Here is a 25,518-nt window from a genome sequence, read left to right on the forward strand (position 1 = left end):
GGATGGGGTGGGCGCGCCATGCGGGCTCCGCGACAGAGGGAAAGCGCGCAGTTTAACCGAGCATCATCAAGCGCGTTGATGATGTGCCGCAGCGCCGCACATCCGGCTAAGCTGCTGCCATCGCATCGACTGCAGAGGACGCCGCACATGAGTACCGAACTCGCCACCTTCACCGGCTGGGCCGCCACCGCACCGGGCGCGCCGCTCGAACGCCACAGCTATGACCCCGGCCCGCTGGGCGCCGAGGAGGTCGAGGTGGCCGTGGAGTACTGCGGCATCTGCCACTCCGACCAGTCGATGATCGACAACGAGTGGGGCAACGCCCGCTATCCCTTCATCCCCGGCCACGAGGTGGTCGGCACCATCGTCCGCGCCGGCGAGCAGGTGCGCGGCCTCAAGCTCGGCCAGCGCGTCGGCATCGGCTGGTACAAGGGCAGCTGCATGCACTGCGGCTCGTGCATGGAAGGCTCGCACAACCTCTGTCGCACGGTGAAACCGACCATAGTCGGCAGCCACGGCGGCTTCGCCGATCGCCTGCGCGCGCACTGGGCCTGGGCCGTGCCGCTGCCGGCAGGGCTCGACCCGGCGCTGGTCGGCCCGCTGTTCTGCGCCGGGTCCACGGTGTTCAGCCCGCTGCTGGAGTTCGACGTCAAGCCCACCGACCGGGTCGGCGTGGTCGGCATCGGCGGCCTCGGCCACCTGGCCCTGCGCTTCCTCAACGCCTGGGGCTGCGAGGTCACCGCCTTCACCTCCTCGCTGAGCAAGCAGGAGGAAGCCATGCGCCTGGGCGCGCACAAGGTGGTGGCGTCCACCGACGGCAAGGCGCTCAAGGCCATCGCCGGCACCCTCGACTTCCTGCTGGTCACCGCCAGCGCCGACCTGGACTGGAACGCCCTGCTCGCCACCCTGCGCGGCAAGGGCCGCCTGCACTTCGTCGGCATAGTGCCGAGCGCCATCCCCACCCACGTGTTCAGCCTGATTCCGCAGCAGAAGAGCCTGTCCGGCTCGCCGGTAGGCTCGCCGTCGAGCATGGCGACCATGCTCGAGTTCTGCGCCCGCCACCAGATCCTGCCGCAGGTGGAGCACTTCCCGATGAGCCAGGTGAACGCCGCACTGGACCACCTGCGCGCCGGCAAGGCGCGCTACCGGGTGGTGCTGGACGCCAGCCGATGAGCGATCTGCTGCACTGGCGCCGCGCCCCAACCTGGCACCTGGGCGCGGTCGACGGCACCGACCGGCCGCGCCTGCTGCAGGTGTGGGAGGCGGCGGTGCGCGCCACCCACCACTTCCTCGCCGAGGACGACATCCAGTTCTACCGGCGCATGCTCGCCGAGCAGTACTTCGACCTGGTGCGCCTGACCTGCCTGCGTGACGAGCAGGGCCGGCTGCAGGGCTTCTGCGGCACCGCCGAGGACCGCCTGGAGATGCTCTTCGTCGATCCGGCGCAGCACGGCCGCGGCCTGGGCAAGGCCCTGCTGCGCCACGCCATCGCGCAGGACGGCGTGCGCCTGGTCGACGTCAACGAACAGAACCCTGGCGCCGTGGCCTTCTACCTGGCCCAAGGCTTCGAGCGGATCGGCCGCTCCGAACTGGATGGCGCCGACAAGCCCTATCCGCTGCTGCACCTGCGCCTGCGCGGCGCCTGACCCGGCTGACCTACATCGCGCTGTGGTAGCCCGGATGCAATCCGGGCTAGGCTTGCGCCTCCGCGGCCCTTAGCGGAACGGCGGCTCGTCGAAGCTCCTCAGCTTGCGCGAGTGCAGCGAGTCGAGCTGGCAGCGCAGGCGGTCGAGGGCGGCGATGCCGATCGCCAGGTGCTGGCTGACCGCGCGCTGGTAGAAGCCGGTGGCCGAGCCGGGCAGCTTGATCTCGCTGTGCAGCGGCTTGTCCGACACGCACAGCAAGGTGCCGTAGGGCACGCGCAGGCGGTAGCCCTGGGCGGCGATGGTGCCGCTCTCCATGTCCACCGCCACGGCGCGGGCCAGGTTGATCAGCGGCCGCTCGTGGGCCCAGTGCAGCTCCCAGTTGCGGTCGTCGTAGGTCAGCACGGTGCCGGTGCGCAGGCGCTTCTTCAGGGTCTCGCCACGCTCGCCGGTGACCTGTGCCGCCGCGTCCTGCAGGGCCTGCTGCACCTCGGCCAGGGCCGGGATGGGAATGTGCGGCGGCAGCACCCGGTCCAGTATGCCGTCCCTGCGCATGTAGGCATGGGCCAGCACGTAGTCGCCGATGGTCTGCGATTGGCGCAGGCCGCCGCAGTGGCCGATCATCAGCCAGCAGTGCGGGCGCAGCACGGCCAGGTGGTCGGTGATGTTCTTGGCGTTGGACGGGCCGACGCCGATGTTGACCAGGGTGATGCCGTGGCCGTCGGCGGCGATCAGGTGGTAGGCCGGCATTTGGTAGCGGTGCCAGACCACCGCGTCGGCCACCGCCTGGGCATCCTCCTCCGAGGTGCCGCGCTCGATGATCACGTTGCCCGGCAGCACCATGCGCACGAAGCGCGGGTTCTCGCGCAGCTGCTCCAGGCCGTGGCGGATGAACTGGTCGACATAGCGGTGGTAGTTGGTCAGCAGGATCCACGGCTGCACGTGGCGCCAGTCGCTGCCGGTGTAGTGCACCAGGCGGCGCAGGGAGAAGTCGGTGCGCGCAGCGTCGAACAGCGCCAGCGGCAGGTCGCCGCTGTCGCCCCAGTCGTACAGGCCGTCGGCCACCGAGTCGGTGGCGGCGGACAGGTCGGTGCTGGGGAACACCCGCGCCAGCTCGGCGGCGCTCACCCCGGAACCGGCCAGCTCGTCGCCCTGCTCGACCACATAGGGGTAGGGAATGTTCTGCTGGCTGAAGCCGACCTCGACGGTGACGGTGAAGTCCTCCATCAGCGGGCGCAGCTGGTCCAGCAGGTAGCCGCGAAAGTCCTGCGGGTGGGTCACGGTGACCCGGTAGGTGCCTGGCACCTGCACCTTGGCGTAGGCGCGTACGCTGCTCGGCACCTCGCCCTGGCAGTGGTAGGTCAGGCGCAGCTCGGGGTAGCGGAACAGCGCGCGCTCGTCCTCGCCGGGCTGACTGCGTTCCTTGAGGTAGCGCTTGAGCGCCAGGCTCAGCGCACCGCTGGCCTGACGATGCAGCTCGGCGAGGCGCTCGACGGCCTCCTCGGCGGTACGGGCGACGACGAAATCGGTAGCACTCACGGGGCAGCTTCCTGGCTGTGGCGATGGCCCTATCTTGCGCCTCGGCGCCCGCCGCCGGCAAACCCGGCGCGGGCCATCTAGGCTTGTTCTACCGCCGCCAAGGAGAGCCGCCGTGTACCGTCTGCCGATCCTCTGCCTGCTGCTTGCCGCCCCGGCCCTGGCCGCCGAGCTGGATGGTCGCTACCAGGGCACGCTGGACGAGCGGCCGACCGAGCTGATCCTGCGCAGCCAGGAGCAGCGGGTGGAGGGCGAATACCGCGAGGGCAGCCGCAGCTTCCGCCTCAGCGGCAGCTTCGATGGCCAGGCGCTGCAGGCGCAGATCAGCGATGCGGATTCCGGCCAGGTGCTGGCCAACATGAACGCCAACTACGCCAACGACATGCTCGCCGCCAGCCTGGCCGCGCGCGACCCCGCCAGCGGCGCGACGCTGGTGCGCGAGGGCCTGTTCCAGCGGGTCGCCCCGCCACCACCGCCAGCCGACCCCGACCACGACCCGAGCCTGGTCGGTACCTGGGTCTACGAGCAGGACGGCGATGCCGCGCTGGGCGGGCCGGGCAGCGTGACCACCCTGCGCATCCGCGCCGACGGCAGCATCGACCAGTGGCGCCGCAGCGTCAGCGGCGGCAGCGAGTGGAGCTACGACCGCCCCGGCGAGCTGCAGTACAGCGGGCGCTGGCGCAGCGAGCAGGGCCTGTTGCTGGTGCAGCTGAAGGGCGCGCGCGAGTACCAGCCGGCGGCGCGCTACCGCTTCCGCGCGCCCTTCCTGGTGACCGAGAGCAACACCGGCGAGATGCTCTGGCAGCGGCGCTGAACGACCTCAGGCCGGCTTGTGCAGGCGCACGTTGAACAGCGGCCCCTGGCTGTAGCGGGCCAGGGTCTTGGCAACAGCCAGCACGCCCAGGTCGATCAGCGGCTCGAGCAGGATCACGCTCATGTAGGCCAGACCGAAGCTGCCGACGGACAGCAGGTTCTCGGCGGAGAAGCCGTTGCCGTAGAAGGCCCAGAAGGCCACCCAGGCGACGATGCCGCCCTGGTAGGCGGTGGACAGCGCCAGGGCCTGCCTGTAGCTGGTGTCCACATAGGCGGTGCGCGCCGGGATGATGCGCCGGGCCAGCAGGTGGATACCCCACAGCGGCAACAGCAGGGTGGTGACGTTCATGCCGTACTGCGGCAGGTCGAACGGGGCGAACAGCAGGCCCTGCAGCAGCAGGCCGGCGGCCAGGCCGATGGCCGCGGCGCCGGCGCCGAACAGCAGCAGCAGGGTCGAGCCGAGGATCAGGTGGACTTCCGAGACGCCCACCGGATGGTGCGGCAGGACCTCGAAGAAGCAGAACACCAGGGCCGTGGTGAGCAGGCTGCGCAGGGCCAGGGCAGCTGCCCCGCCATTGTCGCGCAGGCTGTCGCGGGCGAGCTTGGCCGTGAGCGCGAAGGCGCCTGCGGCGGTGGCATAACTGAGGAAGAGCTTGGCGCCGGCAACGACGTCGGGTTCGATGTGCATGAGGGTTCCTTGGTCGCGCCCACCGCGCGACGGTTCGGATGGAGGAATGGGCGCGAACGCCCGCAGGCGATGGCAGGTCTCCTGGCTCGCGGCTTGGCACTTCGCCCGCCTTCCCAGCCGTTCGGGCCAGTGGCGTGTGGGCGTCGTTCGCCGCTTACAGTTGCGGGGGCAGCCAGGGCATTGGCGACACGCGCCGCACCCTGTTCCCTTTTCATCCGCCCGAGGGGCGGAACCATCGGCGGCCACCTTAGCGCCATGCGCCGGCAAAAGACAGCCCGTCCGCCACGCATTGACCCCGGCCAGGCCCCGTCCTAGACTGCGCGCCCTACAGATCACGCCGTCCACCGCCGCCATGTCGTCGCTCGCCCACCTGCCCTGCTCCGCCCAGCCCGACCCGCGGCTGCTGGCGCGCACCTGGCCGCGTGACGCCCTGCAACGCCGCCGGCGCAGCGTACTGTTCGCCTTCACCTTCTCTCCCCCCGCCGCCTGAACGCGCCTCTGCCCCGCGCAGAGTCCCGACCCCGTCTCGCCCGCGCACTCGCGGGCAGCCGTCTTTCATGCTTGCAAGACCCGCCAGGTGCTGGCGGGTGGGAGTATTCGATGCGTTCTTCCTGGCTTCTCGCCGTTCTGATCTTCGCCGTGTCCGTGGTCGGCCTGAGCATGGGCACCAGTCTGCCGCTGGTGGCCCTGCGCCTGCACGCGAGCGGCTCCGGCAGCCTGCTGATCGGCCTTTTCTCGGCGCTGCCGGCGGCCGGCATGATCCTCGCCGCCCTGCTGGTCGGCCGCCTGAGCCGGCGCTACAGCGGGCGCCGGCTGTACCTGGCCTGTTTCACCCTGTGCCTGCTGGGCACTGCCGCGCTGCTGCCGACCGAACCGCCGCTGGCGCTGCTGGCCGGCGCGCGCCTGCTGCTGGGCATCGGCATGGGCGTGCTGGTGATCCTCGGCGAATCCTGGGTCAACGAGCTCTGCGACGAACGCCGGCGCGGCCAGGTCGTCGCGCTCTACGCCGCCTGCTTCACCGGCTGCCAGCTGGGCGGCCCGGCGATGATCGGCCTGTTCGGCGCGCAGAGCGCCTGGCCGGTGCTGCTGGTGGTGCTGGCCAACCTGCTGGCCCTGACGCTGGTCTGGCACAGCCTGCCGGCCGCCTGGTCGGAGCCGACCGAAGCGGGGCCGCGGCGCTTTTCCCTGCTCGGCATCATCCGCGTGGCCCCGGCGCTGTGCCTGGGCGTGCTGTTCTTCGCCTTCTTCGATGCGGTGGTGCTGTCGCTGTTCCCGGTGTACGCCAGCGGCCACGGCTGGGCGGTGGGCGTGGCGGCGCTGATGGCCAGCGTGATCCTGGCCGGCGACATGCTGTTCCAGGTGCCGCTGGGCTGGCTGTCCGACCGCCTCGACCGGCGCGCCCTGCACCTGGGCTGCGGGGTGCTGACGCTAGCCCTGGGCCTGGCCCTGCCCTGGCTGATCGTCCAGCGTGAGTTGCTATGGCCGGCGCTGGTGCTGCTCGGCGCGGCGGCCGGCGGCATCTACACCCTGGCCCTGGTGCTGATCGGCCAGCACTTTCGTGGCCCCGACCTGGTCACCGCCAATGCCTGCGTCGGCCTGCTCTGGGGTGTCGGCAGCCTGCTCGGCCCGCTGCTCAGCGGTGCGCTGATGGACGTCGGCCCGCAGGGCCTGCCGCTGGCCCTGTGCCTGGCCGCCAGCCTGTTCGTGGTGGCGGCCCTGGGCGCCCTGCCGCTGGCGCGGCGGGCGCTGCCCCGGCTCAGGTGAGGTGCGGGGTGCTGCGCGCCAGCAGCGCCTCGGCGTCGACGCAACGCGGCAGGGTGCCGTAGACGCGGCCGCCCTCGCCCAGGCGGCTGGCGATAAAGGCGTCGGACACCGTGGCGTTGCCGGCCTCCAGCAGCAGCTTGGCCTGCAGGGCCACGGCCACGTCTTCGGTGAGCTGGCGGGCGCGGTACTGGATGTCGGCGGTGTCGCGGAAGTCGGCCTGCAGCTTGCCGATGTGCGCCTTCAGGCGCGCGTCGCCGTGGCCGTCGCCCAGCTCGGCGAACAGCGCGTCGAGCACCCCGGCCTCCTTGGACAGGGCGCGCAGCACGTCCAGGCACTGCACGTTGCCCGAGCCTTCCCAGATCGAGTTGACCGGCGCCTCGCGGTACAGACGCGGCAGTATGGTTTCCTCGACATAGCCGGCGCCGCCCATGCACTCCTGGGCCTCGTTGATCATCGCGGGCGCGCGCTTGCAGATCCAGTACTTGCCGATGGCGGTGACCAGGCGGGCGAACTTGTCTTCCTGATCAATGTGCGGGTTGTCCAGCGCCTTGCCCATGCGCATGGTCAGGGCCAGCGCCGCCTCGCTCTCCAGGGCCAGGTCGGCCAGCACGTTCTGCATCAGCGGCTGCTCGGCCAGCACGCGTCCGCCGACCTTGCGATGCGCGCAGTGGTGCGCGGCCTGGGTCAGGGCCTGACGCATCAGGCTGCTGGAGCCGATCATGCAGTCGAAGCGGGTCAGCGCGACCATCTCGATGATGGTCGGCACGCCGCGGCCTTCTTCGCCGACCATCCAGGCCAGGGCACCGCGGAACTCCACCTCGCTGGAGGCGTTGGCCCAGTTGCCCAGCTTGTTCTTCAGGCGCTGGATGTAGAACTGGTTGCGCGTGCCGTCCGGGCGATGGCGCGGCAGCAGGAAGCAGCTCAGGCCCTTGTCGGTGTAGGCCAGGGTGAGGAAGGCGTCGCACATCGGCGCCGAGCAGAACCACTTGTGGCCGACCAGCTCGTAGGCCTGGCCCGGGCCGGGGATGCCGACCGCATGGGCCCTGGTGGTATTGGCACGCACATCGGTGCCGCCCTGCTTCTCGGTCATGGCCATGCCGATGGTAACCCCGGCCTTCTGTTCGATGCCGACGTTGCGTGGGTCGTACTGGGTGGCGAGGATCTTCGGCAGCCAGATCTCGGCCAGGTTCGGCTGCAGCTTGAGCGCCGGCACGGCGGCGTAGGTCATGGTCAGCGGGCAGGCGTTGCCGGCCTCCGGCTGGTTGTGCAGGTAGTTCAGCGCGGCGCGGGCCACCTGGGCGCCTTCGCGCGGGTCACGCCAGGGCAGCGAGGGGATGCCGTGTTCGATGGCCGTGCGCATCAGCTCGTGGTAGGCCGGGTGGAACTCCACCAGGTCGACGCGGTTGCCGTAGCGGTCATGGCTCTTGAACACCGGCTTGTTCTCGTTGGCCAGGAAGCCGGCCTGCATCAGCGGCCCCCCGGCCAGGGCGCCGTAGGCCTGCAGCTGGTCCTCGGCCCAGCCGCCGCCGAAGCGCCGGGTCCACTCCTGCAGCGGCAGGTCGAGGCGGTACAGGTTGGCGCCATCGAGGCTCGGCACCTGGTTGAACACTTCGTGGGTTTCCGCGTACTGCTGCAGGGACATGTCAGGACTCCGGGGCGCCGACGGCGCGCAGGCAGAAGGTGATCAGGGTTTGACTGACGCCGGCCAGGTCCGCCGCCGGCTGGCCGGCGTCGCGGGCCGCGCGGGCCGCCGGCGAGAGCGGGCCGACCAGGGCCTCGGCGATGGCGCCGACCAGGCAGGCGGCCACCAGGTTGACCTGCTCGACGCGGAATTCGCCGGCGCGCACGCCCTCTTCGAGCAGCTCGACGAACAGCTCGGCGTAGGCCTCGCGGAACAGCAGGCGCTGCTCGTCCACTTCCGGGTCGACCGGCTCGGCGATCAGGGCGAAGGCCAGGCGCCGACTGTGCCAGGCACGCGCGGCGAACTGCTCGAGGCCGGCGGCCAGGCGCCGGGCAGGGCGGCCGGGCGCACGCAGAATCGCGGCCAGGGCGTCCACCTCGATGCGGCAGGCGTTGCTGAAGACTTCCGCGGCCAGCTCACCCTTGCCGCTGAAGTGGCGGTACAGGCTGCCGGTGGCGATGCCCACATCCTCGGCCAGGGCCTGCATGGTCAGGCTGGCGAAGCCGCCCTCGGCGACCCGCGCATGGGCGCAGGCAAGGATGCGTTCGCGCAGTTCCTGGGCGCGATCGAGGCGTTCGGGGGTGGTGCGATAGGCCATGAGCTGGATCCCTGTTCATGAGTCCATCTCAGTGAATCACGATTCACTTCTTCAGTGAAGCGGACGATCCGGCCAAATCGCGGCCGAATCATTGCCTTTCGACAGACCGGCGCCTCAGTGGCTGGCCGGCTGGCACAGCACCCAGTCGTGCAGCAGGGTCTGCAGCTCGAGGAACTTCACCGGCTTGGCCAGGTAGTCGCTCATGCCGGCGGCCAGGCAGCGCTCGCGGTCGCCGCTGTGGCTGTGGGCGGTGATGGCCAGCACCGGCAGATCGGCGCAGCCGGGCAGGTGGCGCAGCGCGCGGCAGGTGGCGAAGCCGTCCATTACCGGCATCTGGCAGTCCAGCAGCACCGCGTCGATCGGCTCGCCACGCAGCATCTCCAGGGCCTCGGCACCGTTGTCGGCGGTACGCACCCGGTAGCCGAGCTTGAGCAGCATGCCGCGGGTGACCAGCTGGTTGATCGCGTTGTCCTCGACGATCAGCACGGTGCACTGTTCCGGCCGGCGCTGCGGCACCCCACCGATGCGCCGCGGGCTGAGCGGCGTGGCCTGGCGCTGGGCCGGCAGGCTGAGCTGCAGGGTGACGGCGAAGGCGCTGCCCTGCCCTGGCTGCGACTGGTGCTGCAGGCTGCCGCCGAGCAGCTCGACCAGCTGCCGGCAGATCGCCAGGCCGATGCCCAGGCCGCCGTACTGGCGGGTCATGGAGCCGTCCAGCTGGCGGAAGCGCTGGTACAGCTTGCCGCCCTCGGGGGTGACGAAGCCGATGCCGCTGTCCAGCACCTCGATGCGCAGCGGCATGCTGCCGGCCAGCGGCCCGGCGGCGGCCACGCGCAGCACCACGCGACCCTGGTGGGTGAACTTGATGGCGTTGTCGAGCAGGTAGCCCAGCGCCTGCGCCAGTTTGGCGGCGTCGCCCTCGAGGGTGTCGGGCAGGCTGTCCTCCAGCTCGACGACGAACTCCAGGCCCTTGTCGGTGGCGCGCGGGCAGTACTGCGCGCGCAGGCCGTCGACCAGGCCGCGCAGGCTGAACGGCTCGCGCCGCGGGTACAGCTTGCCGGCCTGCAGCTCGGTGAGGGCGAGGATGTCGTTGACCATGCGCATCATGTCGCGCGCCGAGGCGGCGGCGGTCTTCTGGTACTGCTCCAGCTCGACGTCCATCTTCACCGTCTGCATCAGCTCCAGGGAGCCGATCACCCCGTTCATCGGCGTGCGCAGCTCGTGGGTGACGGTGGCGAGGAACTCGTCCTTGAGCCGGTTGCTGTCGGCCAGCTCGCGGTTCAGCGCCTCCAGCTCGCGACCGGCCTGCTGCAGGATGCGCGTGCGCTCTTCCTTCATCGCGTTGATGCGGTCGGCCAGGGCCAGCGACAGCAGGCCGACCTCCAGCGCCGAACCGAACTGGCTGGCGTACATGGTGAAGAAGCTATAGGGCAGGTAGCCCAGCACCATCAGGGTGTTGATCACCCCGCCGACCAGGAAGGCGGTCCAGGCGAAGATGAAGTAGCGCGCCACGCGCATGCCGCGCAGCCAGGCCAGCACGCCGGCGCTGAAGATCACCACGGTGAAGGCCAGCGCCAGGGAAGTGGCCAGGCGCAGGGCGGTGGCGTAGCTGCTGGTCAGGGCCAGCAGCATCACCAGCGCGCCGAGCGCCATCAGCACGAGCAGGGCGCGGTCGACCCAGGGGCTGTGCTCGCCGGTGTGCAGGAAGCTGCGCGCGAACTGGCAGCCGAACAGCGCCGCCGAGCCGATCAGGAAGGGCGTGGAGGCATTGGCCCACCAGGGGTCGTCGGGCCAGAAGTACTGGATGCCGGCGCCGTTGACCGACACCTGGTACAGGCCGAAGGAGGCGATGTAGAGGATGTAGTAGAGGTAGCTGGTGTCGCGGACGCTTAGGTAGATGAACAGGTTGTAGATCAGCATCACCAGCAGCACGCCGTAGATGATGCCGAGCACGTAGATGCGCGTCGGCTGCGCCTCGATGAAGGCCTCCGGCGCCCACAGCCCCAGTGGCATCTGCATCGAGCCCTGGCTCTGCGCGCGCAGGTAGATGCGCTGGCTCTGCCCCGGCGGCAGTTCCAGGTTGAACAGGTAGTTGTTCTGCTTGATCTGCCGGCTGGAGAAGGGCAAGGCGTCGCCGGTACGGCCGGCCAGGCGGTAGCCGCCGGCGCCATCCGGCAGGTACAGCTCCAGGTGGTCGAGTGGCGGATAGGCCAGCTCCAGCAGCCAGTGCTTGTGCTCGTCGAGCTGCCGGGGCTTGTACAGCAAGTCGACCCGCAGCCAGAACACCGAGCGCGAGTAGCCGGCGTTGAGCACCGGCTTGCCGTTGGTACGGAAGCTGCCGTCCAGCGCCGCCGAGCTGACCTGGTCGATGGTCGCATCACCGCGCACGTCCTCGAACACCTGCATGTGCGGGCCGAGCGGCAGGTAGCCGGCATGCTCGTCGAATTCGACGGCGCGGGCCAGCCAGGAAAGACTGAACAGAACAACAAAGACTAGGAAACGCATGCAGGCCCGCCCGAATTCGTGCGCAGCCGTCCGGGAGCCCTCATCTCCCACGGGGACGGCGCACAGAATCCTTCTGTATTTGGTATGCCGGCACTCTATCACAGGGGCTTGCGGAAAAATCCGGCCGCCCGGACAAGTTGTCGCGCCCCGGCAATTGGGTGGTCCGGCCGCCAGGTGGTAAGCTCGCCGGCCATGAACAGACACAACTCCCGCCCCGTCGTCCTCTGCCTGTCCGGTCATGATCCCTCCGGGGGTGCCGGCCTGCAGGCGGACATCGAAGCCCTGCTCGCCCAGGGCTGCCACGCCGCCCCGGCGGTCACCGCGCTGACCGTGCAGGACACAGTCAACGTCAGCGACTTCCGCGTGCTCGACCGCGACTGGGTGCTGGCCCAGGCCCGCGCCATCATCGCCGACCTACCGGTGGCCGCCGTCAAGCTGGGCATGCTCGGCTCGGTCGAAATGGTCGATACCGTGGTCGAGATCATGCAGGCGCTGCCTGGCGTGCCGCTGGTCTGCGACCCGGTGCTGCGCGCCGGCGGCGGCGGCTCGCTGGGCAAGGACGACGTCGGCTACGCCATGCGCGAGCGCCTGCTGCCGATCGCTGCCGTGGCCACACCCAACCTGCCGGAAGCGCGCATCCTCGCCGAGCTGCCCGAGGGCACGGCGGACGAATGCGCGGCGAAGCTCTCGGCCTACTGCCAGCACCTGCTGATCACCGGCGGCCACGGCGATGAGGCCGAGGTGCACAACCGCCTCTACGTGCGCGGCGGCGACTGCCACACCTTCACCTGCGCCCGCCTGCCAGGCAGCTACCACGGCTCCGGCTGCACCCTGGCCAGCACCCTGGCCGGCCGCCTGGCCCTGGGCGAGGAAGTGGTCAGCGCCGTGCGCAGCGCCCTCGACTACACCTGGCGCACCCTGCGCGACGCCGAACAGCCCGGCCACGGCCAGTTCGTGCCGCGCCGCCTGCCGCTGGACTTCTGCTCGTGAGTGGCCCGTTGCGCGGCCTCTACGCCATCACCGACAGCCAGCTGCTGGCCGAGGGTCGCCTGCTGCCCTATGTGGAAGCGGCCCTGAAAGGCGGCGCGCGCCTGCTGCAGTACCGCGACAAGTCCGCCGACCAGGCCCGTCGCCTGCGCGAAGCCTCGGCCCTGGCCGAACTCTGTGCGCGCCACGGCGCCGAGCTGATCATCAACGACGACGCCGAACTGGCCGCGCGCCTGGGCGTCGGCCTGCACCTGGGCCAGGGCGACGGCTCGCTGTCCGCCGCCCGCGCCCTGCTCGGGCGCAAGGCGATCATCGGCGCCACCTGCCACGCCAGCCTGCAGCTGGCCGAGCAGGCCGCCGGCGAAGGCGCCAGCTACATCGCCTTCGGCCGCTTCTTCACCTCGCAGACCAAGCCCGGCGCGCCGAGCGCCACGCCTGAACTGCTGGAGCAGGCGCGCGCGCGCTTCGCCCTGCCGATTACCGCCATCGGCGGCGTCGGCCTGGACAACGGCGCCGGGCTGATCAGCCGTGGCGCCGACCTGCTGGCAGTAGTCCATGCCCTGTTCTCCGCGCCCTCCGCCACCGAGGTGGAGGCCCGCGCGCGTGCCTTCGGCGCGCTGTTCACTGCTTCCTGATTCGAGCCCCTTTAGAAAGAGAGCCGCCATGTCCCGTTCCGAAGTCCTGTTCGCCAACGCCCAGAAACACATCCCCGGCGGCGTCAACTCGCCGGTGCGCGCCTTCCGCAGCGTCGGTGGCACCCCGCTGTTCTTCAAGCACGCCGAAGGCGCCTATGTGATCGACGAGGACGACAAGCGCTACGTCGACTACGTCGGCTCCTGGGGCCCGATGATCCTCGGCCACGCCCACCCGCAGGTGCTGGACGCGGTGCGCAAGCAGCTGGAACACGGCCTGTCCTATGGCGCGCCGACCGCGCTGGAAGTGGAGATGGCCGACCTGGTCTGCGCCATCGTGCCGTCCATGGAGCTGGTGCGCATGGTCAGCTCCGGCACCGAGGCGACCATGAGCGCCATCCGCCTGGCCCGCGGCTACACCGGCCGCGACGCCATCATCAAGTTCGAAGGCTGCTACCACGGCCACTCCGACAGCCTGCTGGTCAAGGCCGGCTCCGGCCTGCTGACCCAGGGCGTGCCCAGCTCGGCCGGTGTGCCGGCGGACTTCGCCAAGCACACCCTGACCCTGCCCTACAACGACATCGCTGCCGTCGAGAAGACCCTCGCCGAAGTCGGTTCGACCGTCGCCTGCATCATCGTCGAGCCGGTGGCCGGCAACATGAACTGCGTGCCGCCGGCACCGGGTTTCCTCGAAGGCCTGCGCGAGCAGTGCGACAAGCACGGCGTGGTGCTGATCTTCGACGAGGTGATGACCGGCTTCCGCGTCGCCCTCGGCGGCGCCCAGGCGCACTACGGCGTCACCCCGGACCTGTCGACCTTCGGCAAGATCGTCGGCGGCGGCATGCCGGTCGGCTGCTTCGGCGGCAAGCGCGCGATCATGGAGTGCATCGCCCCGCTAGGCCCGGTCTACCAGGCCGGTACCCTGTCCGGTAACCCGCTGGCCATGGCCGCCGGCCTGACCACCCTCAAGCTGATCAGCCGCCCGGGCTTCCACGCCGAGCTGTCCGACTTCACCAGCCGCATGCTGGCCGGCCTGCAGGAGCGCGCCGATGCCGCCGGCATCCCCTTCGTCACCACCCAGGCTGGCGCCATGTTCGGCCTGTACTTCAGCGGAGCCGACGACATCGTCACCTTCAATGATGTGATGGCCAGCGACGCGGCACGCTTCAACCAGTTCTTCCACCTGATGCTGGAAGGCGGCGTCTACCTGGCGCCGAGCGCCTTCGAGGCCGGCTTCACCTCCATCGCCCACGGCGACAAGGAACTGGAGATCACCTTCGCCGCCGCCGAGCGCGCCTTCGCCAGGCTCAAGTGAGGGCCTGGAAGGGCGCTGCGAGAAATCCGGCAAAGACTTTGTAAGGACGCACCGGCTTATCACATAATGTGATGGCCGGCGCATTCAGCCGGCTGGGCATGAGGCCCGACCGTTCGCGAGGCGTTCCGATTTCCATGAGCCGCACCGGCCGCAACCTGCTCCTCGGTTGCCTGTTGCTTGTTCCCCCCCTGCTGGCCCACGCAGGCGACAACTCGTTGCTGGTGCCGGCCACGGGCCGCTGCTCGCTGGACAGCGCCGCCGAGGACCTGCCCCAGGCCGTGGCGGCCTGCCAGGAGCAGGCCCGCCAGGGCGATGCCCAGGCCCAGTACGAACTCGGCGAATTCTTCTACGACGGCCAGCGCGCCCCGCGCGACCTGCCCCAGGCCCTGCACTGGTTCGAGCAGGCCTCGCTGCAGGGCAACGCCCAGGCCCAGCTGCGCCTGGGCACCATGTTCTTCCGCGGCGAAGGGGTGCCGGCCAACAACGTGCAGGCCTACATAGTGCTGAAGATGGCGGCGGTGAATGGCTCGGACGAGGCCATGGACAGCGCCGACCAGGTCGCCGAGCGCATGCAACGCGAAGAGCTGCAGGCCGCCAGCCAGGTGCTGGGGCAGATCTTCCGCAGCTACCTGCTGGAGCTGCAGAACATCGACAGCGCCCCGGCCGCGCCCGGCTCGGGCTTCACCCCGGCGCCGGGCAACACCCTTGGCAGCCCGCAGGTGCCGGCCTTCGCGCCGAACTGAGCCTCACTTCTCCGGCATCGGCATGGGGAACGGCATCACGTTGCCGCCGCCCCTGGCCTCGCTGATCTTCGGCGTGCCCAGGCGCTCCACCTCGTCGATGCGGATGATCGCGTGCATCGGCACGAAGCTGCGCACCACACCCTCGAACTGCGCCTTGAGCTTCTCCTCGCTGGGGTCGACCACCACCTGGGTGCGCTCGCCGAAGACGAACTCTTCCACCTCCAGGAAGCCCCACAGATCGCTTTGATAGATCTGCTTGGCGTACATCTCGTACACCTGGCCCTGGTTGAGGAAGATCACCTTGTAGATGGGTTCGCGCTTGCTCATGGGGGAAGAATAGAGGACGGCTGCAAATCGGGGCGCGCATGTTAGCACAGCCACCGGGCCGGCAAGCCTAGGAAGCCGGGTGGTCGCCGCCTATAATGCGCGGTTCATCCGAACCACCCCGACGAAGACAGATGGCCAAGAAGCTTTATATCGAGACCCACGGTTGCCAGATGAACGAGTACGACAGCTCGCGCATGGTCGACCTGCTGGGCGAACACCAGGCCCTGGAAGTCACGGAGAACCCGGCGGAAGCCGACGTGATCCTCCTCAATACCTGCTCGATCCGCGAAAAAGCCCAGGAGAAGGTGTTCTCCCAGCTGGGCCGCTGGCGCGAGCTGAAGCAGGACAACCCCGACCTGGTGATCGGTGTCGGCGGCTGCGTGGCCAGCCAGGAAGGCGCCGCCATCCGCGACCGCGCGCCCTATGTCGACGTGGTATTCGGCCCGCAGACCCTGCACCGCCTGCCGGAGATGATCGACGCCGCGCGCACCACCAGGAAGGCCCAGGTCGACATCAGCTTCCCCGAGATCGAGAAGTTCGACCGCCTGCCCGAGCCGCGCGTCGACGGCCCCAGCGCCTTCGTCTCGGTGATGGAAGGCTGCAGCAAGTACTGCACCTTCTGCGTGGTGCCCTACACCCGCGGCGAAGAAGTCAGCCGCCCGCTGGCCGACGTGCTGCTGGAGATCACCCAGCTCGCCGAGAAAGGCGTCAAGGAAGTCACCCTGCTCGGCCAGAACGTCAACGGCTTCCGCGGCGAGACCCCGGACGGGCGCATCGCCGACTTTGCCGAACTGCTCTATGCGGTGGCCGCCATCGACGGCATCGAGCGCATCCGCTACACCACCAGCCATCCGCTGGAGTTCTCCGACGCCATCATCCAGGCCCACGCCGAGATCCCGCAGCTGGTGAAGTTCCTCCACCTGCCGGTACAGTCCGGCTCGGACCGCATCCTGGCAGCGATGAAGCGCAACCATACGGCGCTGGAATACAAGTCGCGCATCCGCAAGCTGCGCGCGGCGGTGCCGGACATCTGCATCAGCTCGGACTTCATCGTCGGCTTCCCCGGCGAGACCGACAAGGACTTCGAACAGACCATGAAGCTGATCGAGGACGTCGGCTTCGACTTCTCCTTCTCCTTCATCTACAGCTCGCGCCCCGGCACCCCGGCGGCGGACCTGGTCGACGACACCCCGGAAGAGGTGAAGAAGCAGCGCCTGCAGATCCTCCAGACGCGCATCCACCAACAGGGCTTCGAGATCAGCCGACGGATGGTCGGCAGCACCCAGCGCATCCTGGTCAGCGACTACTCGAAGAAGGACCCGGGCATGCTCCAGGGCCGTACCGAGAACAACCGCATCGTCAACTTCCGCGCCAGCAACCCGCGCCTGATCGGCCAGTTCGCCCTGGTGCACATCGACGACGCCCTGCCCCACTCGCTGCGCGGCACCCTTATCGACTAACGGCTAGCCCGCGGACAGGCGCCCGAACTTTCGCCCTCGGGCGCCTGGGGTTATCCTTCGACCATCATTCCCGCCGCACAGCGGCAACCGGACCACATTGAACGCGCCCATAGAACCCCATCGCTTCATCCTCGAACCCTTCGAAGCACGCCGCTTCGCCAACCTCTGCGGGCAATTCGACGAGCACCTGCGCCTGATCGAACAACGCCTGGCCATCGAAATCCGCAACCGCGGCAACCAGTTCGAACTGGTCGGCGAGCCCCGCCACACCCAGTCCGCCGAGAACCTGCTGCGCCGCCTTTACCGCGAGACCAAGAGCGCCGAGCTGTCGCCCGACCTGGTCCACCTGTACCTGCAGGAATCCGGTCTGGAAGCGCTGGACAGCGGCAAGGCCGACGCCGGCATCGCCCTACGCACCAAGAAGGGCGTGATCAAGCCGCGCGGCGCCAACCAGCAGCGCTACGTCAAGGCGATCCTCGACAACGACATCAACTTCGGCATCGGCCCGGCTGGCACCGGCAAGACCTACCTGGCGGTGGCCTGCGCGGTGGACGCGCTGGAGCGCGAACAGGTGCGGCGCATCCTGCTGGTACGACCGGCGGTCGAGGCCGGCGAGAAGCTCGGCTTCCTCCCCGGCGACCTGGCGCAGAAGATCGACCCCTACCTGCGCCCGCTGTATGACGCGCTGTACGAGATGCTCGGCTTCGAGACGGTGGCCAAGCTGATCGAGAAGCAGGTGATCGAGATCGCCCCGCTGGCCTACATGCGCGGCCGTACCCTTAACAACAGCTTCATCATTCTCGACGAGAGTCAGAACACCACCCTCGAGCAGATGAAGATGTTCCTCACCCGTATCGGCTTCGGCTCCACCGCCGTGATCACCGGCGACATCACCCAGGTCGACCTGCCGCGCGGCACCAAGTCCGGCCTCGGCCACGTGATGGAAGTGCTGAAGGACGTGCCGGGCATCAGCTTCACCCATTTCAAGCCCAAGGACGTGGTGCGCCACCCCCTGGTGCAGCGCATCGTCGAGGCCTACGAGCGCTTCGAGGAGCGCCAGCCCGGCAAGGACAGCCCGCGCGATGCTTGAACTGGACCTGCAGAATGCTTCCAGCGCCACCACCCTGCCCGCTGAGGCGCAGCTGCGGCGCTGGTGCGAGCTGGCCCTGCGCCAGCGCACGGCCGACTCCGAGCTGACCATCCGCCTGGTCGACGAGGACGAGGGCCGCGAACTGAACCGCACCTGGCGGCACAAGGACTACGCCACCAACGTGCTGTCCTTCCCCACCGAAATCCCCGAAGGCATCCTCGACATCCCGCTGCTCGGCGACCTGGTGATCTGCGTGCCGGTGGTCGAGCGCGAGGCCCGCGAACAGGGCAAGGCCCTGGAGGCCCACTGGGCCCATCTGGTCATCCATGGCTGCCTGCACCTGCTCGGCTACGACCACCTCGAGGACGAGGAAGCCGAGGAGATGGAGGCGCTGGAACGAGAATTGCTGGCCGAACTGGGGCATCCCGACCCCTACGCCGAAGAATAAGAAGGCACCGAGAAACACCATGAGCGAAGACCGATCGAGCAACGAGCAGAAGTCCTGGTTCAACAAGCTGACCCAGGCTTTTGCTCATGAGCCGAGAAACCGCCAGGAACTGCTGGAAGTCCTGCGCGAAGCCCACCAGAACAAGCTGCTCGACAGCGAGGCGCTGGCCATAGTCGAGGGCGCCATCCAGGTCGCCGACCTGCAGGTGCGCGACATCATGGTGCCGCGCTCGCAGATGGTCAGCATCAAGGCCAGCCAGTCGCCGCAGGAGTTCCTCCCGGCGATAATCGATTCCGCCCACTCGCGCTACCCGGTGATCGGCGAGAGCCTGGATGAAGTCATCGGCATCCTCCTGGCCAAGGACCTGCTGCCGCTGATCCTGGGCGGCGACAAGCCGTTCGACATCAAGCAACTGCTGCGCCCGGCCACCTTCGTGCCGGAGTCCAAGCGCCTCAACGTGCTGCTGCGCGAGTTCCGCGCTAACCACAACCACATGGCCGTGGTCATCGACGAGTACGGCGGCGTGGCCGGCCTGGTGACCATCGAGGACGTGCTGGAGCAGATCGTCGGCGACATCGAGGACGAGCACGACGTCGAGGAGGACAGCTACATCAAGCCGCTGCCCTCCGGCGACTTCCTGATCAAGGCGCTGACCCCGATCGACAACTTCAACCAGGCCTTCGACACCGAGTTCCCCGACGACGAGTTCGACACCGTCGGCGGCCTGGTGATGAACGCCTTCGGCCACCTGCCCAAGCGCAACGAAGTGACCGAGATCGGCGAGTATCGCTTCCGCGTGCTCAACGCCGACAGCCGCCGCGTGCACCTGCTGCGCCTGACCCCGCTGGAACGTTGACCCATGGGGCGCCGAGCGCCCCCGGTCACTCGCCGATACAGGGTGCGTGCCGCGCACCCTACCCCGCCTCCCGACCTTCCAGTACCCTTGCCCGCCTGATTCCCGATCAAGGACGCACGATGCGCTGGATCACCCAACCCGGCTGGCCGGGCAACCTGCTGGCCATCGCCGGCGGCGCCTGCACCACCCTGGCCCTGGCCCCCTTCGATATCTGGCCGCTGGCCCTGCTGGCCATCGCCCTGTTCTACCTCGGCCTGCGTGGGCTGAACCCGCGCCAGGCCCTGCTGCGCGGCTGGCTCTACGGCATCGGCCTGTTCCTCGCCGGCACCAGCTGGGTCTATGTCAGCATCCATGACTATGGTGCCGCCTCGCCGGCCCTGGCCGCCTTCCTCACCTTCGGATTCTGTGCCGGGATCGCACTGTTCTTCGCCCTGGCGGCCTGGCTGTGGGCGCGCTGGCTGCGCCGCAACGACGCGCCGATCGGCGACGCCCTGGCCTTCGCCGCCCTGTGGCTGGCCCAGGAGGCCTTCCGCGGCTGGTTCCTCACCGGTTTCCCCTGGCTCTACGCCGGCTACAGCCAGCTGCACGGCCCGCTGGCCGGACTGGCACCAGTCGGCGGCATGTGGCTGATCTCGCTGGTGCTGGCCCTGTCCGCCGCCCTGCTGGTCAACCTGCCGCGCCTGCTGGGCGACAAGCCGCGCCTGGCCGCCGCCCTGCTCCTGCTGCTGGCCCCCTGGATCGCCGGTCTGGCACTGAATGGCCATGCCTGGACCGAACGCAAGGGTGAGCCACTCAAGGTCGCCGCCCTGCAGGGCAATATCGAGCAGAACCTCAAGTGGGACCCGGAGCAGCTGGACGCCCAGCTGGCGCTGTACCGCGACATGACCTTGAGCAGCCAAGCTGCCGACCTGATCGTCTGGCCGGAAACCGCCGTGCCGGTGCTCAAGGAATACGCCGAGGGCTACCTCAATGTGATGGGCCGGGTGGCCGCCGAGCGCGATGCCGCACTGATCACCGGCGTGCCGCTGCGCCAGGCCAACGAGCACGGCGAGAAGCGCTACTACAACGCGATCACCGTCACCGGCTGGGGCGAGGGCACCTACCTCAAGCAGAAGCTGGTGCCCTTCGGCGAGTACGTGCCGCTGCAGGAAGTGCTGCGCGGGCTGATCGCCTTCTTCGACCTGCCGATGTCCGACTTCGCCCGCGGCCCCGCCGACCAGGCTCCGCTGCAGGCCAAGGGCCTGAAAATCGCGCCGTTCATCTGCTATGAGGTGGTCTACCCGGAATTCGCCGCCGGCCTGGCCGCCCGCAGCGACCTGCTGCTGACGGTGAGCAACGACACCTGGTTCGGCACCTCGATCGGCCCGCTGCAGCACCTGCAGATGGCGCAGATGCGCGCCCTCGAGGCCGGGCGCTGGATGATCCGCGCCACCAACAACGGCGTCACCGCGCTGATCGACCCGCAGGGCCGCATCAGCGTGCAGATCCCGCAGTTCCAGCAGGCCGTCCTGTACGGCGAGGTGCAGCCGATGCAGGGCCTGACGCCCTACCTGCTGTGGCGCGCCTGGCCGCTGGTCGTGCTGTGCAGCCTGCTGCTGGGCTGGGCCTTCGTCGCCCGCCGCCGCGCGGCACGCGGCGTCGCCCTGCAGGCGGCCTGAACAACGGCCGCGCGGCGCACCGACTCAGCGATACAGAAGCGGATAGAGGAGCAGCCCGAGGGCCTCGTTGAGCAGCCGGGTGCTCTGCCACAGAGCCTTGCCCTCCGGCAGCCAGCCGCCCAGCGGGCGCTCGTTGGGCACGCCGAGAAAACCCAGCGGCGCCGCCACCACCTGCAGCCCGGCGCGCTCGAAGCACCAGCGCGCCCGCGGCATGTGCGCCGCCTGGGTGACCAGCACCACGCGGCTCACGCCCTCTGCCTTGAGCAGCTCGGCAGTAAACAGCGCGTTCTCCCAGGTGGTACGGCTACGCTCCTCGCGCCAGCGGGTTGCCACGCCGAAGTCGCGCTGCAGCGCCTCAGCCATCAGTGCCGCCTCGCTGGGCGGCTGGCCGTAGTGCAGGCCGCCGCTGATCAGCACCGGCAGCTGGGCGGCGCGCTGTAGGCGCGCCGCATAGCGCAGGCGTTCGACGGCAGTGACGCTGGGCTGGTCGCTGCCCCAGGCAGGATCGGCCTCCTCGCGCCCGGAGCCGAGCACCACGATCGCCTCGGCGCGCTGCGCCAGTGCCGGCCATTGCGCCTCGGCCAGCGCCGGCTCGCGTTCGAGCAGACGCGCCGACCACTCCACCACGGCCGGCAGGCTGAGCAACCACAAGCCGCCCAGGCCGAGCAGCAGGCAGACGGACGCCAGACGCGGCCGTCCCAGCCAGGCCCACAGCAGCCAGGCCAGTAGGATCAGCAGGAGCAGGCCGCCGGGCGGCAGGAGCAGCTGTTTGAGGATGAAGCGCAGTTCCATGGGCACCTCCAGTGCCCGGAGGTTATGAGCTACGCCTTGGGGAGTCGAGCCCGATCTGCAGGGGCTAGCGCGGCTGACCGGCGCGGAACAGCTTGGAGCCGCAGGAGACGCACGGCAACACCCCTTCGCCACGCTGGATCTGCGCCGCCGCACCGCACAGGGCACAGCACAGCGGCTGGCGTTTCTTGAGCGTCGACTTGCCGCGCACCGGCGCCTTGCCGGCCGCCCTGGGCGGCAACTTGCCCGCCGCCCGCGTCACGACCGCCGGCGCCTGCTCGATCACCGCCAGTTCCTCGGCGGCGGCATGCCAGCCACGCAGCCAGTTGAGATCACGGTCCAGGTAGGCGCGGATCAGCTGCATCTCCGCCGGGGTCAGACCGCTCAGCTCCAGCTCTAGCGGTGCGGCCTGGTGCAGGCGGGAAGCGCTGTCCGCTTCCTCCAGGGCCAGGGCCAGGCGCTGCAACAGCCGCTCGTAGAGCCCACCTGCCTCTTCCCTTCGCCGCAACTCAGCCATCCACCACCTCGACCGGGCGCCGACCTGCGCGCCCCTACAGGCAAGCTTAGCGCCGGGCCGGAGCGCGGCCGGGCGCCGCGACAAACGGCGGGCGCGGCACAATCAGGGTTTCCCTGAATCCAAGGGGGTCATGTATGCTACGGCGTTTCTCGCAAGCCCCATTTTTCAGCGCCGAAGCCCATGCACGAACAGTATTCGCCCCGTGAAATCGAAGCCGCCGCCCAAGCCCATTGGGACGCGCAGAAGTCCTTTGTCGTGACCGAACAGCCGGGCAAGGACACCTTCTACTGCCTGTCGATGTTCCCCTACCCGAGCGGCAAGCTGCACATGGGCCACGTGCGCAACTACACCATCGGCGACGTGATCGCCCGCTACCAGCGCATGCAGGGCAAGAACGTACTGCAGCCGATGGGCTGGGACGCCTTCGGCATGCCGGCCGAGAACGCGGCGATGAAGAACAAGGTCGCGCCGGCCAAGTGGACCTACGAGAACATCGCCTACATGAAGTCCCAGCTGAAATCGCTGGGCCTGGCCATCGACTGGACCCGCGAAGTCACCACCTGCAAGCCGGACTACTACCGCTGGGAGCAGTGGCTGTTCACCCGCCTGTTCGAGAAGGGCGTGATCTACCGCAAGAACGGCACCGTGAACTGGGACCCGGTGGACCAGACCGTGCTGGCCAACGAGCAGGTCATCGACGGCCGTGGCTGGCGTTCGGGCGCGCTGATCGAGAAGCGCGAAATCCCGATGTACTACTTCAAGATCACCGCTTACGCCGAAGAGCTGCTGAGCAGCCTGGACGAGCTGGAAGGCTGGCCCGAGCAGGTCAAGACCATGCAGCGCAACTGGATCGGCAAGAGCTTCGGTGCCGACATCGTGTTCGACTACGACGTCGCCAGCATCGGCGTGGAAGGCCAGCTGAAGGTCTACTCGACCCGCCCGGACACCCTGATGGGCGCCACCTACGTCGCAGTGGCCGCCGAGCACCCGCTGGCCCAGCGCGCCGCCGAATCCAACCCGGCCATTGCCGCCTTCATCGCCGAGTGCAAATCCGGCTCCGTGGCCGAGGCCGATATGGCCACCATGGAGAAGAAGGGCCTGGCCACCGGCCAGTTCGTCATCCATCCGCTGACCGGCGACAAGCTGCCGGTATTCGTCGCCAACTACGTGCTGTGGGGCTACGGCGAAGGCGCTGTGATGGCCGTGCCGGCGCACGACGAGCGCGACTTCGAGTTCGCCAACAAGTACGACCTGCCGATCAAGCAGGTGTATGTCGCGGCGGACAAGGACTACGACACCAGCACCTGGCAGGACTGGTATGGCGACAAGGCCGGCCTCACCACCATCAACTCCGGCAAGTACGACGGCCTGGACTTCAGCGCCGCCTTCGACGCCATAGTCGGCGACCTCGAAGCCAGCGCCCATGGCGCGCGCAAGACCCAGTTCCGCCTGCGCGACTGGGGCATCAGCCGCCAGCGCTACTGGGGTTGCCCGATCCCGATCATCCACTGCCCGAGCTGCGGCGACGTGCCGGTGCCGGAAGACCAGCTGCCGGTGGTGCTGCCCGAAGACGTGGTGCCGGACGGCGCCGGCAGCCCGCTGGCCAAGATGCCCGAGTTCTACGAGTGCAGCTGCCCGAAATGCGGCAGCCCGGCCAAGCGCGAAACCGACACCATGGACACCTTCGTCGAGTCGTCCTGGTACTACGCGCGCTACGCCTCGCCGAACTACACCGGCGGCATGGTCGACCCGCAGGCCGCCAACCACTGGCTGCCGGTGGACCAGTACATCGGCGGCATCGAGCACGCCATCCTGCACCTGCTGTACGCGCGCTTCTTCCACAAGCTGATGCGCGACGAAGGCCTGGTCACCTCCAACGAGCCGTTCAAGAACCTGCTGACCCAGGGCATGGTGGTCGCCGAGACCTACTACCGCACACTGGAAAACGGCGGCAAGGACTGGTTCAACCCGGCCGACGTGGAAGTCGAGCGTGACGCCAAGGCCAAGGTCATCGGCGCCAAGCTGAAGAGCGACGGCCTGCCGGTGGAAATCGGCGGCACCGAGAAGATGTCCAAGTCGAAGAACAACGGCGTGGACCCGCAGGCCATGATCGACGCCTACGGCGCCGACACCTGCCGCCTGTTCATGATGTTCGCCTCGCCGCCCGACATGAGCTGCGAATGGTCGGATGCCGGCATCGAGGGCGCCAACCGCTTCCTCCGTCGCGTCTGGCGCCTGGCCCACAGCCACGTCAGTGCAGGTCTGCCGGGCCAGCTGGACGTCGCCAGCCTGACTGACGAGCAGAAGGCCGTGCGCCGCGCCATCCACCTGGCCATCAAGCAGGCCAGCAACGACGTGGGCCAGCACCACAAGTTCAACACCGCCATCGCCCAGGTGATGACCCTGATGAACGTGCTGGAGAAGGCCGCCACTGCCAGCGAACAGGACCGCGCCCTGCTGCAGGAAGGCCTGGAGACCGTGGCCCTGCTGCTGGCGCCGATCACCCCGCACATATGCCACGAACTATGGCAGCGCCTGGGCAAGGCCGGCGCGATCATCGACGCGCAGTGGCCGCAGGTGGACGAGTCGGCCCTGGTGCAGGACAGCCTGACCCTGGTCATCCAGGTCAACGGCAAGCTGCGCGGCCAGATCGAGGTGCCCGCCTCGGCCTCCCGCGAGGAAGTCGAGGCCGCCGCCCGCGCCAACGAGAACGTGCAGCGCTTCACCGAGGGCGTGACCATCCGCAAGGTCATCGTCGTGCCGGGCAAGCTGGTCAACATAGTCGCCAACTGATCAAGCCCGGCGCCGCGGCGCCGGGAGTCTCAAGGGGAAGAAAACAATGATGAAACGGAACATGCTGGTCATCGGCCTCGCCGTCCTGCTCAGCGCCTGCGGCTTCCAGCTGCGCGGTACCGGCAGCGCCGAGTTCGCCATCAAGGAAATCGACCTGCAGGCACGCAACGCCTATGGCGACACCGCCAAGCAACTGCAGCAGCTGCTGGAAAACAGCGGCGTCAAGGTGCACAGCGGCGCGCCCTACCGCCTGTTCCTGGCCAACGAGCAGGAAACCCAGCGCACCGCCAGCGTCACCAGCAGCGCACGCAGCGCCGAGTACGAGCTGACCACCCGCCTGGACTACGAGATCCGCGGCGAGAAGAACCTGCTGCTGCTCCGAGACAAGCTGGAAGTGCAGAGCGTGTATGTGCACGACGAGAACAACCTGATCGGCTCCAGCCAGGAGTCCGGCCAGTTGCGCCAGGAAATGCGCCGCGAACTGGTCCAGCAGATGTCCCTGCGCCTGCAGCTGCTGAGCCCGGCCCAGCTGGAGCAGCTGCAGCAGGAGGCCGAGGCGCGTGCCGCCGCGGAAGCGGAAGCCGCTGCCGCCGCGCGCCGCGCCGAGCAGGAATCGGCGCCGCTGCAGTCGCCGATCCAGCTGCCGATCAGCCAGTAAGACCCAGGGGCCGCTTCTGC

General features: G+C 68.9%; 24 protein-coding genes and 1 riboswitch. Of the genes, 16 read left to right on the forward strand and 8 right to left on the reverse strand.

The window, feature by feature from the left end:
• Positions 1–147 precede the first annotated feature (147 nt).
• Together ahr and DMO17_RS18230 are read left to right on the forward strand one after the other, a co-directional pair.
• Entirely contained in the window at positions 148–1,173 is a 1,026-nt protein-coding gene (gene ahr / locus DMO17_RS18225) for an NADPH-dependent aldehyde reductase Ahr (RefSeq protein ID WP_110683898.1), read from the forward strand.
• Complete coding sequence (locus DMO17_RS18230) at positions 1,170–1,646, forward strand: GNAT family N-acetyltransferase (RefSeq protein ID WP_110683899.1); 477 nt, start codon at positions 1,170–1,172, stop codon at positions 1,644–1,646. The genes ahr and DMO17_RS18230 overlap by 4 nt, the downstream gene beginning before the upstream one ends.
• A gap of 69 nt (positions 1,647–1,715) precedes the next feature.
• On the opposite strand, the gene amn is transcribed toward DMO17_RS18230, so the two are convergent.
• Complete coding sequence (gene amn, locus DMO17_RS18235; protein WP_375538032.1) at positions 1,716–3,182, reverse strand: AMP nucleosidase; 1,467 nt, start codon at positions 3,180–3,182, stop codon at positions 1,716–1,718.
• A 112-nt stretch (positions 3,183–3,294) separates the two neighbouring features.
• Between amn and DMO17_RS18240 the strand changes: the two genes are divergently transcribed.
• A complete protein-coding gene (locus DMO17_RS18240) occupies positions 3,295–3,993 on the forward strand; it encodes a hypothetical protein (protein WP_110683901.1) in 699 nt (232 codons plus the stop codon).
• Between the two features lie 6 nt (positions 3,994–3,999).
• On the opposite strand, the gene DMO17_RS18245 is transcribed toward DMO17_RS18240, so the two are convergent.
• Positions 4,000–4,680, reverse strand: coding sequence for an energy-coupling factor ABC transporter permease (locus DMO17_RS18245; RefSeq protein ID WP_110683902.1), 681 nt, complete (start codon positions 4,678–4,680; stop codon positions 4,000–4,002).
• 54 nt (positions 4,681–4,734) lie between these two features.
• Positions 4,735–4,932: riboswitch (cobalamin riboswitch) on the reverse strand.
• A 100-nt stretch (positions 4,933–5,032) separates the two neighbouring features.
• On the opposite strand from DMO17_RS18245, the gene DMO17_RS19745 reads away from it, so the two are divergent.
• Both DMO17_RS19745 and DMO17_RS18250 read left to right on the forward strand, forming a co-directional pair.
• Positions 5,033–5,170 (forward strand): hypothetical protein, encoded by a 138-nt coding sequence (locus tag DMO17_RS19745; protein WP_181418818.1) that lies wholly within the window; start codon positions 5,033–5,035, stop codon positions 5,168–5,170.
• 110 nt (positions 5,171–5,280) lie between these two features.
• Positions 5,281–6,444, forward strand: a complete 1,164-nt coding sequence (locus DMO17_RS18250) for an MFS transporter (RefSeq protein ID WP_110683903.1) — start codon at positions 5,281–5,283, stop codon at positions 6,442–6,444.
• On the opposite strand, the gene DMO17_RS18255 is transcribed toward DMO17_RS18250, so the two are convergent.
• From DMO17_RS18255 to DMO17_RS18265, 3 genes are all read right to left on the reverse strand, one after another.
• Positions 6,437–8,086: an acyl-CoA dehydrogenase family protein gene (locus DMO17_RS18255; RefSeq protein WP_110683904.1), complete on the reverse strand. Its 1,650-nt coding sequence runs from the start codon at positions 8,084–8,086 to the stop codon at positions 6,437–6,439. The two genes, DMO17_RS18250 and DMO17_RS18255, sit on opposite strands and share 8 nt — an antisense overlap.
• A gap of 1 nt (position 8,087) precedes the next feature.
• Complete coding sequence (locus tag DMO17_RS18260) at positions 8,088–8,723, reverse strand: TetR/AcrR family transcriptional regulator (RefSeq protein ID WP_110683905.1); 636 nt, start codon at positions 8,721–8,723, stop codon at positions 8,088–8,090.
• 114 nt (positions 8,724–8,837) lie between these two features.
• Complete coding sequence (locus tag DMO17_RS18265) at positions 8,838–11,225, reverse strand: hybrid sensor histidine kinase/response regulator (protein ID WP_110683906.1); 2,388 nt, start codon at positions 11,223–11,225, stop codon at positions 8,838–8,840.
• Between the two features lie 192 nt (positions 11,226–11,417).
• Here DMO17_RS18265 and DMO17_RS18270 point away from each other — a divergent pair, with 192 nt between their 5' ends.
• The 4 genes from DMO17_RS18270 to DMO17_RS18285 all read left to right on the forward strand — a co-directional run bounded on the left by DMO17_RS18270 (position 11,418) and on the right by DMO17_RS18285 (position 14,902).
• Complete coding sequence (locus DMO17_RS18270; RefSeq protein ID WP_110683907.1) at positions 11,418–12,215, forward strand: hydroxymethylpyrimidine/phosphomethylpyrimidine kinase; 798 nt, start codon at positions 11,418–11,420, stop codon at positions 12,213–12,215.
• An 8-nt stretch (positions 12,216–12,223) separates the two neighbouring features.
• A complete protein-coding gene (thiE, locus tag DMO17_RS18275) occupies positions 12,224–12,847 on the forward strand; it encodes a thiamine phosphate synthase (protein ID WP_110683908.1) in 624 nt (207 codons plus the stop codon).
• 28 nt (positions 12,848–12,875) lie between these two features.
• A complete protein-coding gene (gene hemL / locus DMO17_RS18280; RefSeq protein ID WP_110683909.1) occupies positions 12,876–14,159 on the forward strand; it encodes a glutamate-1-semialdehyde 2,1-aminomutase in 1,284 nt (427 codons plus the stop codon).
• A 134-nt stretch (positions 14,160–14,293) separates the two neighbouring features.
• The gene (locus DMO17_RS18285) at positions 14,294–14,902 is read left to right on the forward strand and encodes a tetratricopeptide repeat protein (protein ID WP_110683910.1); all 609 of its coding nucleotides are present in this window, start codon (positions 14,294–14,296) and stop codon (positions 14,900–14,902) included.
• 3 nt (positions 14,903–14,905) lie between these two features.
• Here DMO17_RS18285 and DMO17_RS18290 read toward each other — a convergent pair whose 3' ends face one another.
• The gene (locus DMO17_RS18290) at positions 14,906–15,229 is read right to left on the reverse strand and encodes a DUF1820 family protein (protein ID WP_110683911.1); all 324 of its coding nucleotides are present in this window, start codon (positions 15,227–15,229) and stop codon (positions 14,906–14,908) included.
• A 131-nt stretch (positions 15,230–15,360) separates the two neighbouring features.
• Here DMO17_RS18290 and miaB point away from each other — a divergent pair, with 131 nt between their 5' ends.
• The 5 genes from miaB (at position 15,361) to lnt (ending at position 20,741) form a co-directional block, all read left to right on the forward strand.
• Positions 15,361–16,689 (forward strand): tRNA (N6-isopentenyl adenosine(37)-C2)-methylthiotransferase MiaB, encoded by a 1,329-nt coding sequence (gene miaB, locus DMO17_RS18295; RefSeq protein WP_110683912.1) that lies wholly within the window; start codon positions 15,361–15,363, stop codon positions 16,687–16,689.
• A gap of 97 nt (positions 16,690–16,786) precedes the next feature.
• Positions 16,787–17,779 (forward strand): PhoH family protein, encoded by a 993-nt coding sequence (locus DMO17_RS18300; protein WP_110683913.1) that lies wholly within the window; start codon positions 16,787–16,789, stop codon positions 17,777–17,779.
• Positions 17,772–18,227: an rRNA maturation RNase YbeY gene (gene ybeY / locus DMO17_RS18305; protein ID WP_110683914.1), complete on the forward strand. Its 456-nt coding sequence runs from the start codon at positions 17,772–17,774 to the stop codon at positions 18,225–18,227. The genes DMO17_RS18300 and ybeY overlap by 8 nt, the downstream gene beginning before the upstream one ends.
• 19 nt (positions 18,228–18,246) lie before the next feature.
• Positions 18,247–19,083: an HlyC/CorC family transporter gene (locus DMO17_RS18310; protein WP_110683915.1), complete on the forward strand. Its 837-nt coding sequence runs from the start codon at positions 18,247–18,249 to the stop codon at positions 19,081–19,083.
• Positions 19,084–19,202: 119 nt separating this feature from the next.
• Positions 19,203–20,741, forward strand: coding sequence for an apolipoprotein N-acyltransferase (gene lnt, locus DMO17_RS18315; RefSeq protein ID WP_110683916.1), 1,539 nt, complete (start codon positions 19,203–19,205; stop codon positions 20,739–20,741).
• A 24-nt stretch (positions 20,742–20,765) separates the two neighbouring features.
• On the opposite strand, the gene DMO17_RS18320 is transcribed toward lnt, so the two are convergent.
• A complete protein-coding gene (locus DMO17_RS18320; RefSeq protein ID WP_110683917.1) occupies positions 20,766–21,533 on the reverse strand; it encodes a YdcF family protein in 768 nt (255 codons plus the stop codon).
• 64 nt (positions 21,534–21,597) lie between these two features.
• Positions 21,598–22,047, reverse strand: coding sequence for a hypothetical protein (locus DMO17_RS18325; protein ID WP_110683918.1), 450 nt, complete (start codon positions 22,045–22,047; stop codon positions 21,598–21,600).
• A 180-nt stretch (positions 22,048–22,227) separates the two neighbouring features.
• Here DMO17_RS18325 and leuS point away from each other — a divergent pair, with 180 nt between their 5' ends.
• Entirely contained in the window at positions 22,228–24,840 is a 2,613-nt protein-coding gene (gene leuS / locus DMO17_RS18330) for a leucine--tRNA ligase (protein WP_110683919.1), read from the forward strand.
• 46 nt (positions 24,841–24,886) lie between these two features.
• Complete coding sequence (locus tag DMO17_RS18335) at positions 24,887–25,498, forward strand: LPS-assembly lipoprotein LptE (protein ID WP_110683920.1); 612 nt, start codon at positions 24,887–24,889, stop codon at positions 25,496–25,498.
• The last annotated feature ends 20 nt before the right edge of the window (positions 25,499–25,518 follow it).

The organism is Aquipseudomonas alcaligenes, from assembly GCF_003205495.1.
Taxonomy (GTDB): domain Bacteria; phylum Pseudomonadota; class Gammaproteobacteria; order Pseudomonadales; family Pseudomonadaceae; genus Aquipseudomonas; species Aquipseudomonas alcaligenes_B.

Excerpts from the sequence above, each read along its gene's own strand:
- DMO17_RS18325 (WP_110683918.1), bottom strand. The coding sequence starts at position 22,047 with ATGGCTGAGTTGCGGCGAAGGGAAGAGGCAGGTGGGCTCTACGAGCGG.
- DMO17_RS19745 (WP_181418818.1), top strand. The coding sequence starts at position 5,033 with ATGTCGTCGCTCGCCCACCTGCCCTGCTCCGCCCAGCCCGACCCGCGG.
- DMO17_RS18245 (WP_110683902.1), bottom strand. The coding sequence starts at position 4,680 with ATGCACATCGAACCCGACGTCGTTGCCGGCGCCAAGCTCTTCCTCAGT.
- DMO17_RS18255 (WP_110683904.1), bottom strand. The coding sequence starts at position 8,086 with ATGTCCCTGCAGCAGTACGCGGAAACCCACGAAGTGTTCAACCAGGTG.
- DMO17_RS18335 (WP_110683920.1), top strand. The coding sequence starts at position 24,887 with ATGATGAAACGGAACATGCTGGTCATCGGCCTCGCCGTCCTGCTCAGC.
- DMO17_RS18310 (WP_110683915.1), top strand. The coding sequence starts at position 18,247 with ATGAGCGAAGACCGATCGAGCAACGAGCAGAAGTCCTGGTTCAACAAG.
- DMO17_RS18265 (WP_110683906.1), bottom strand. The coding sequence starts at position 11,225 with ATGCGTTTCCTAGTCTTTGTTGTTCTGTTCAGTCTTTCCTGGCTGGCC.
- DMO17_RS18290 (WP_110683911.1), bottom strand. The coding sequence starts at position 15,229 with ATGAGCAAGCGCGAACCCATCTACAAGGTGATCTTCCTCAACCAGGGC.
- DMO17_RS18250 (WP_110683903.1), top strand. The coding sequence starts at position 5,281 with ATGCGTTCTTCCTGGCTTCTCGCCGTTCTGATCTTCGCCGTGTCCGTG.
- ahr (WP_110683898.1), top strand. The coding sequence starts at position 148 with ATGAGTACCGAACTCGCCACCTTCACCGGCTGGGCCGCCACCGCACCG.
- DMO17_RS18320 (WP_110683917.1), bottom strand. The coding sequence starts at position 21,533 with ATGGAACTGCGCTTCATCCTCAAACAGCTGCTCCTGCCGCCCGGCGGC.
- hemL (WP_110683909.1), top strand. The coding sequence starts at position 12,876 with ATGTCCCGTTCCGAAGTCCTGTTCGCCAACGCCCAGAAACACATCCCC.
- lnt (WP_110683916.1), top strand. The coding sequence starts at position 19,203 with ATGCGCTGGATCACCCAACCCGGCTGGCCGGGCAACCTGCTGGCCATC.
- DMO17_RS18285 (WP_110683910.1), top strand. The coding sequence starts at position 14,294 with ATGAGCCGCACCGGCCGCAACCTGCTCCTCGGTTGCCTGTTGCTTGTT.
- DMO17_RS18230 (WP_110683899.1), top strand. The coding sequence starts at position 1,170 with ATGAGCGATCTGCTGCACTGGCGCCGCGCCCCAACCTGGCACCTGGGC.
- DMO17_RS18270 (WP_110683907.1), top strand. The coding sequence starts at position 11,418 with ATGAACAGACACAACTCCCGCCCCGTCGTCCTCTGCCTGTCCGGTCAT.
- DMO17_RS18260 (WP_110683905.1), bottom strand. The coding sequence starts at position 8,723 with ATGGCCTATCGCACCACCCCCGAACGCCTCGATCGCGCCCAGGAACTG.
- ybeY (WP_110683914.1), top strand. The coding sequence starts at position 17,772 with ATGCTTGAACTGGACCTGCAGAATGCTTCCAGCGCCACCACCCTGCCC.
- miaB (WP_110683912.1), top strand. The coding sequence starts at position 15,361 with ATGGCCAAGAAGCTTTATATCGAGACCCACGGTTGCCAGATGAACGAG.
- leuS (WP_110683919.1), top strand. The coding sequence starts at position 22,228 with ATGCACGAACAGTATTCGCCCCGTGAAATCGAAGCCGCCGCCCAAGCC.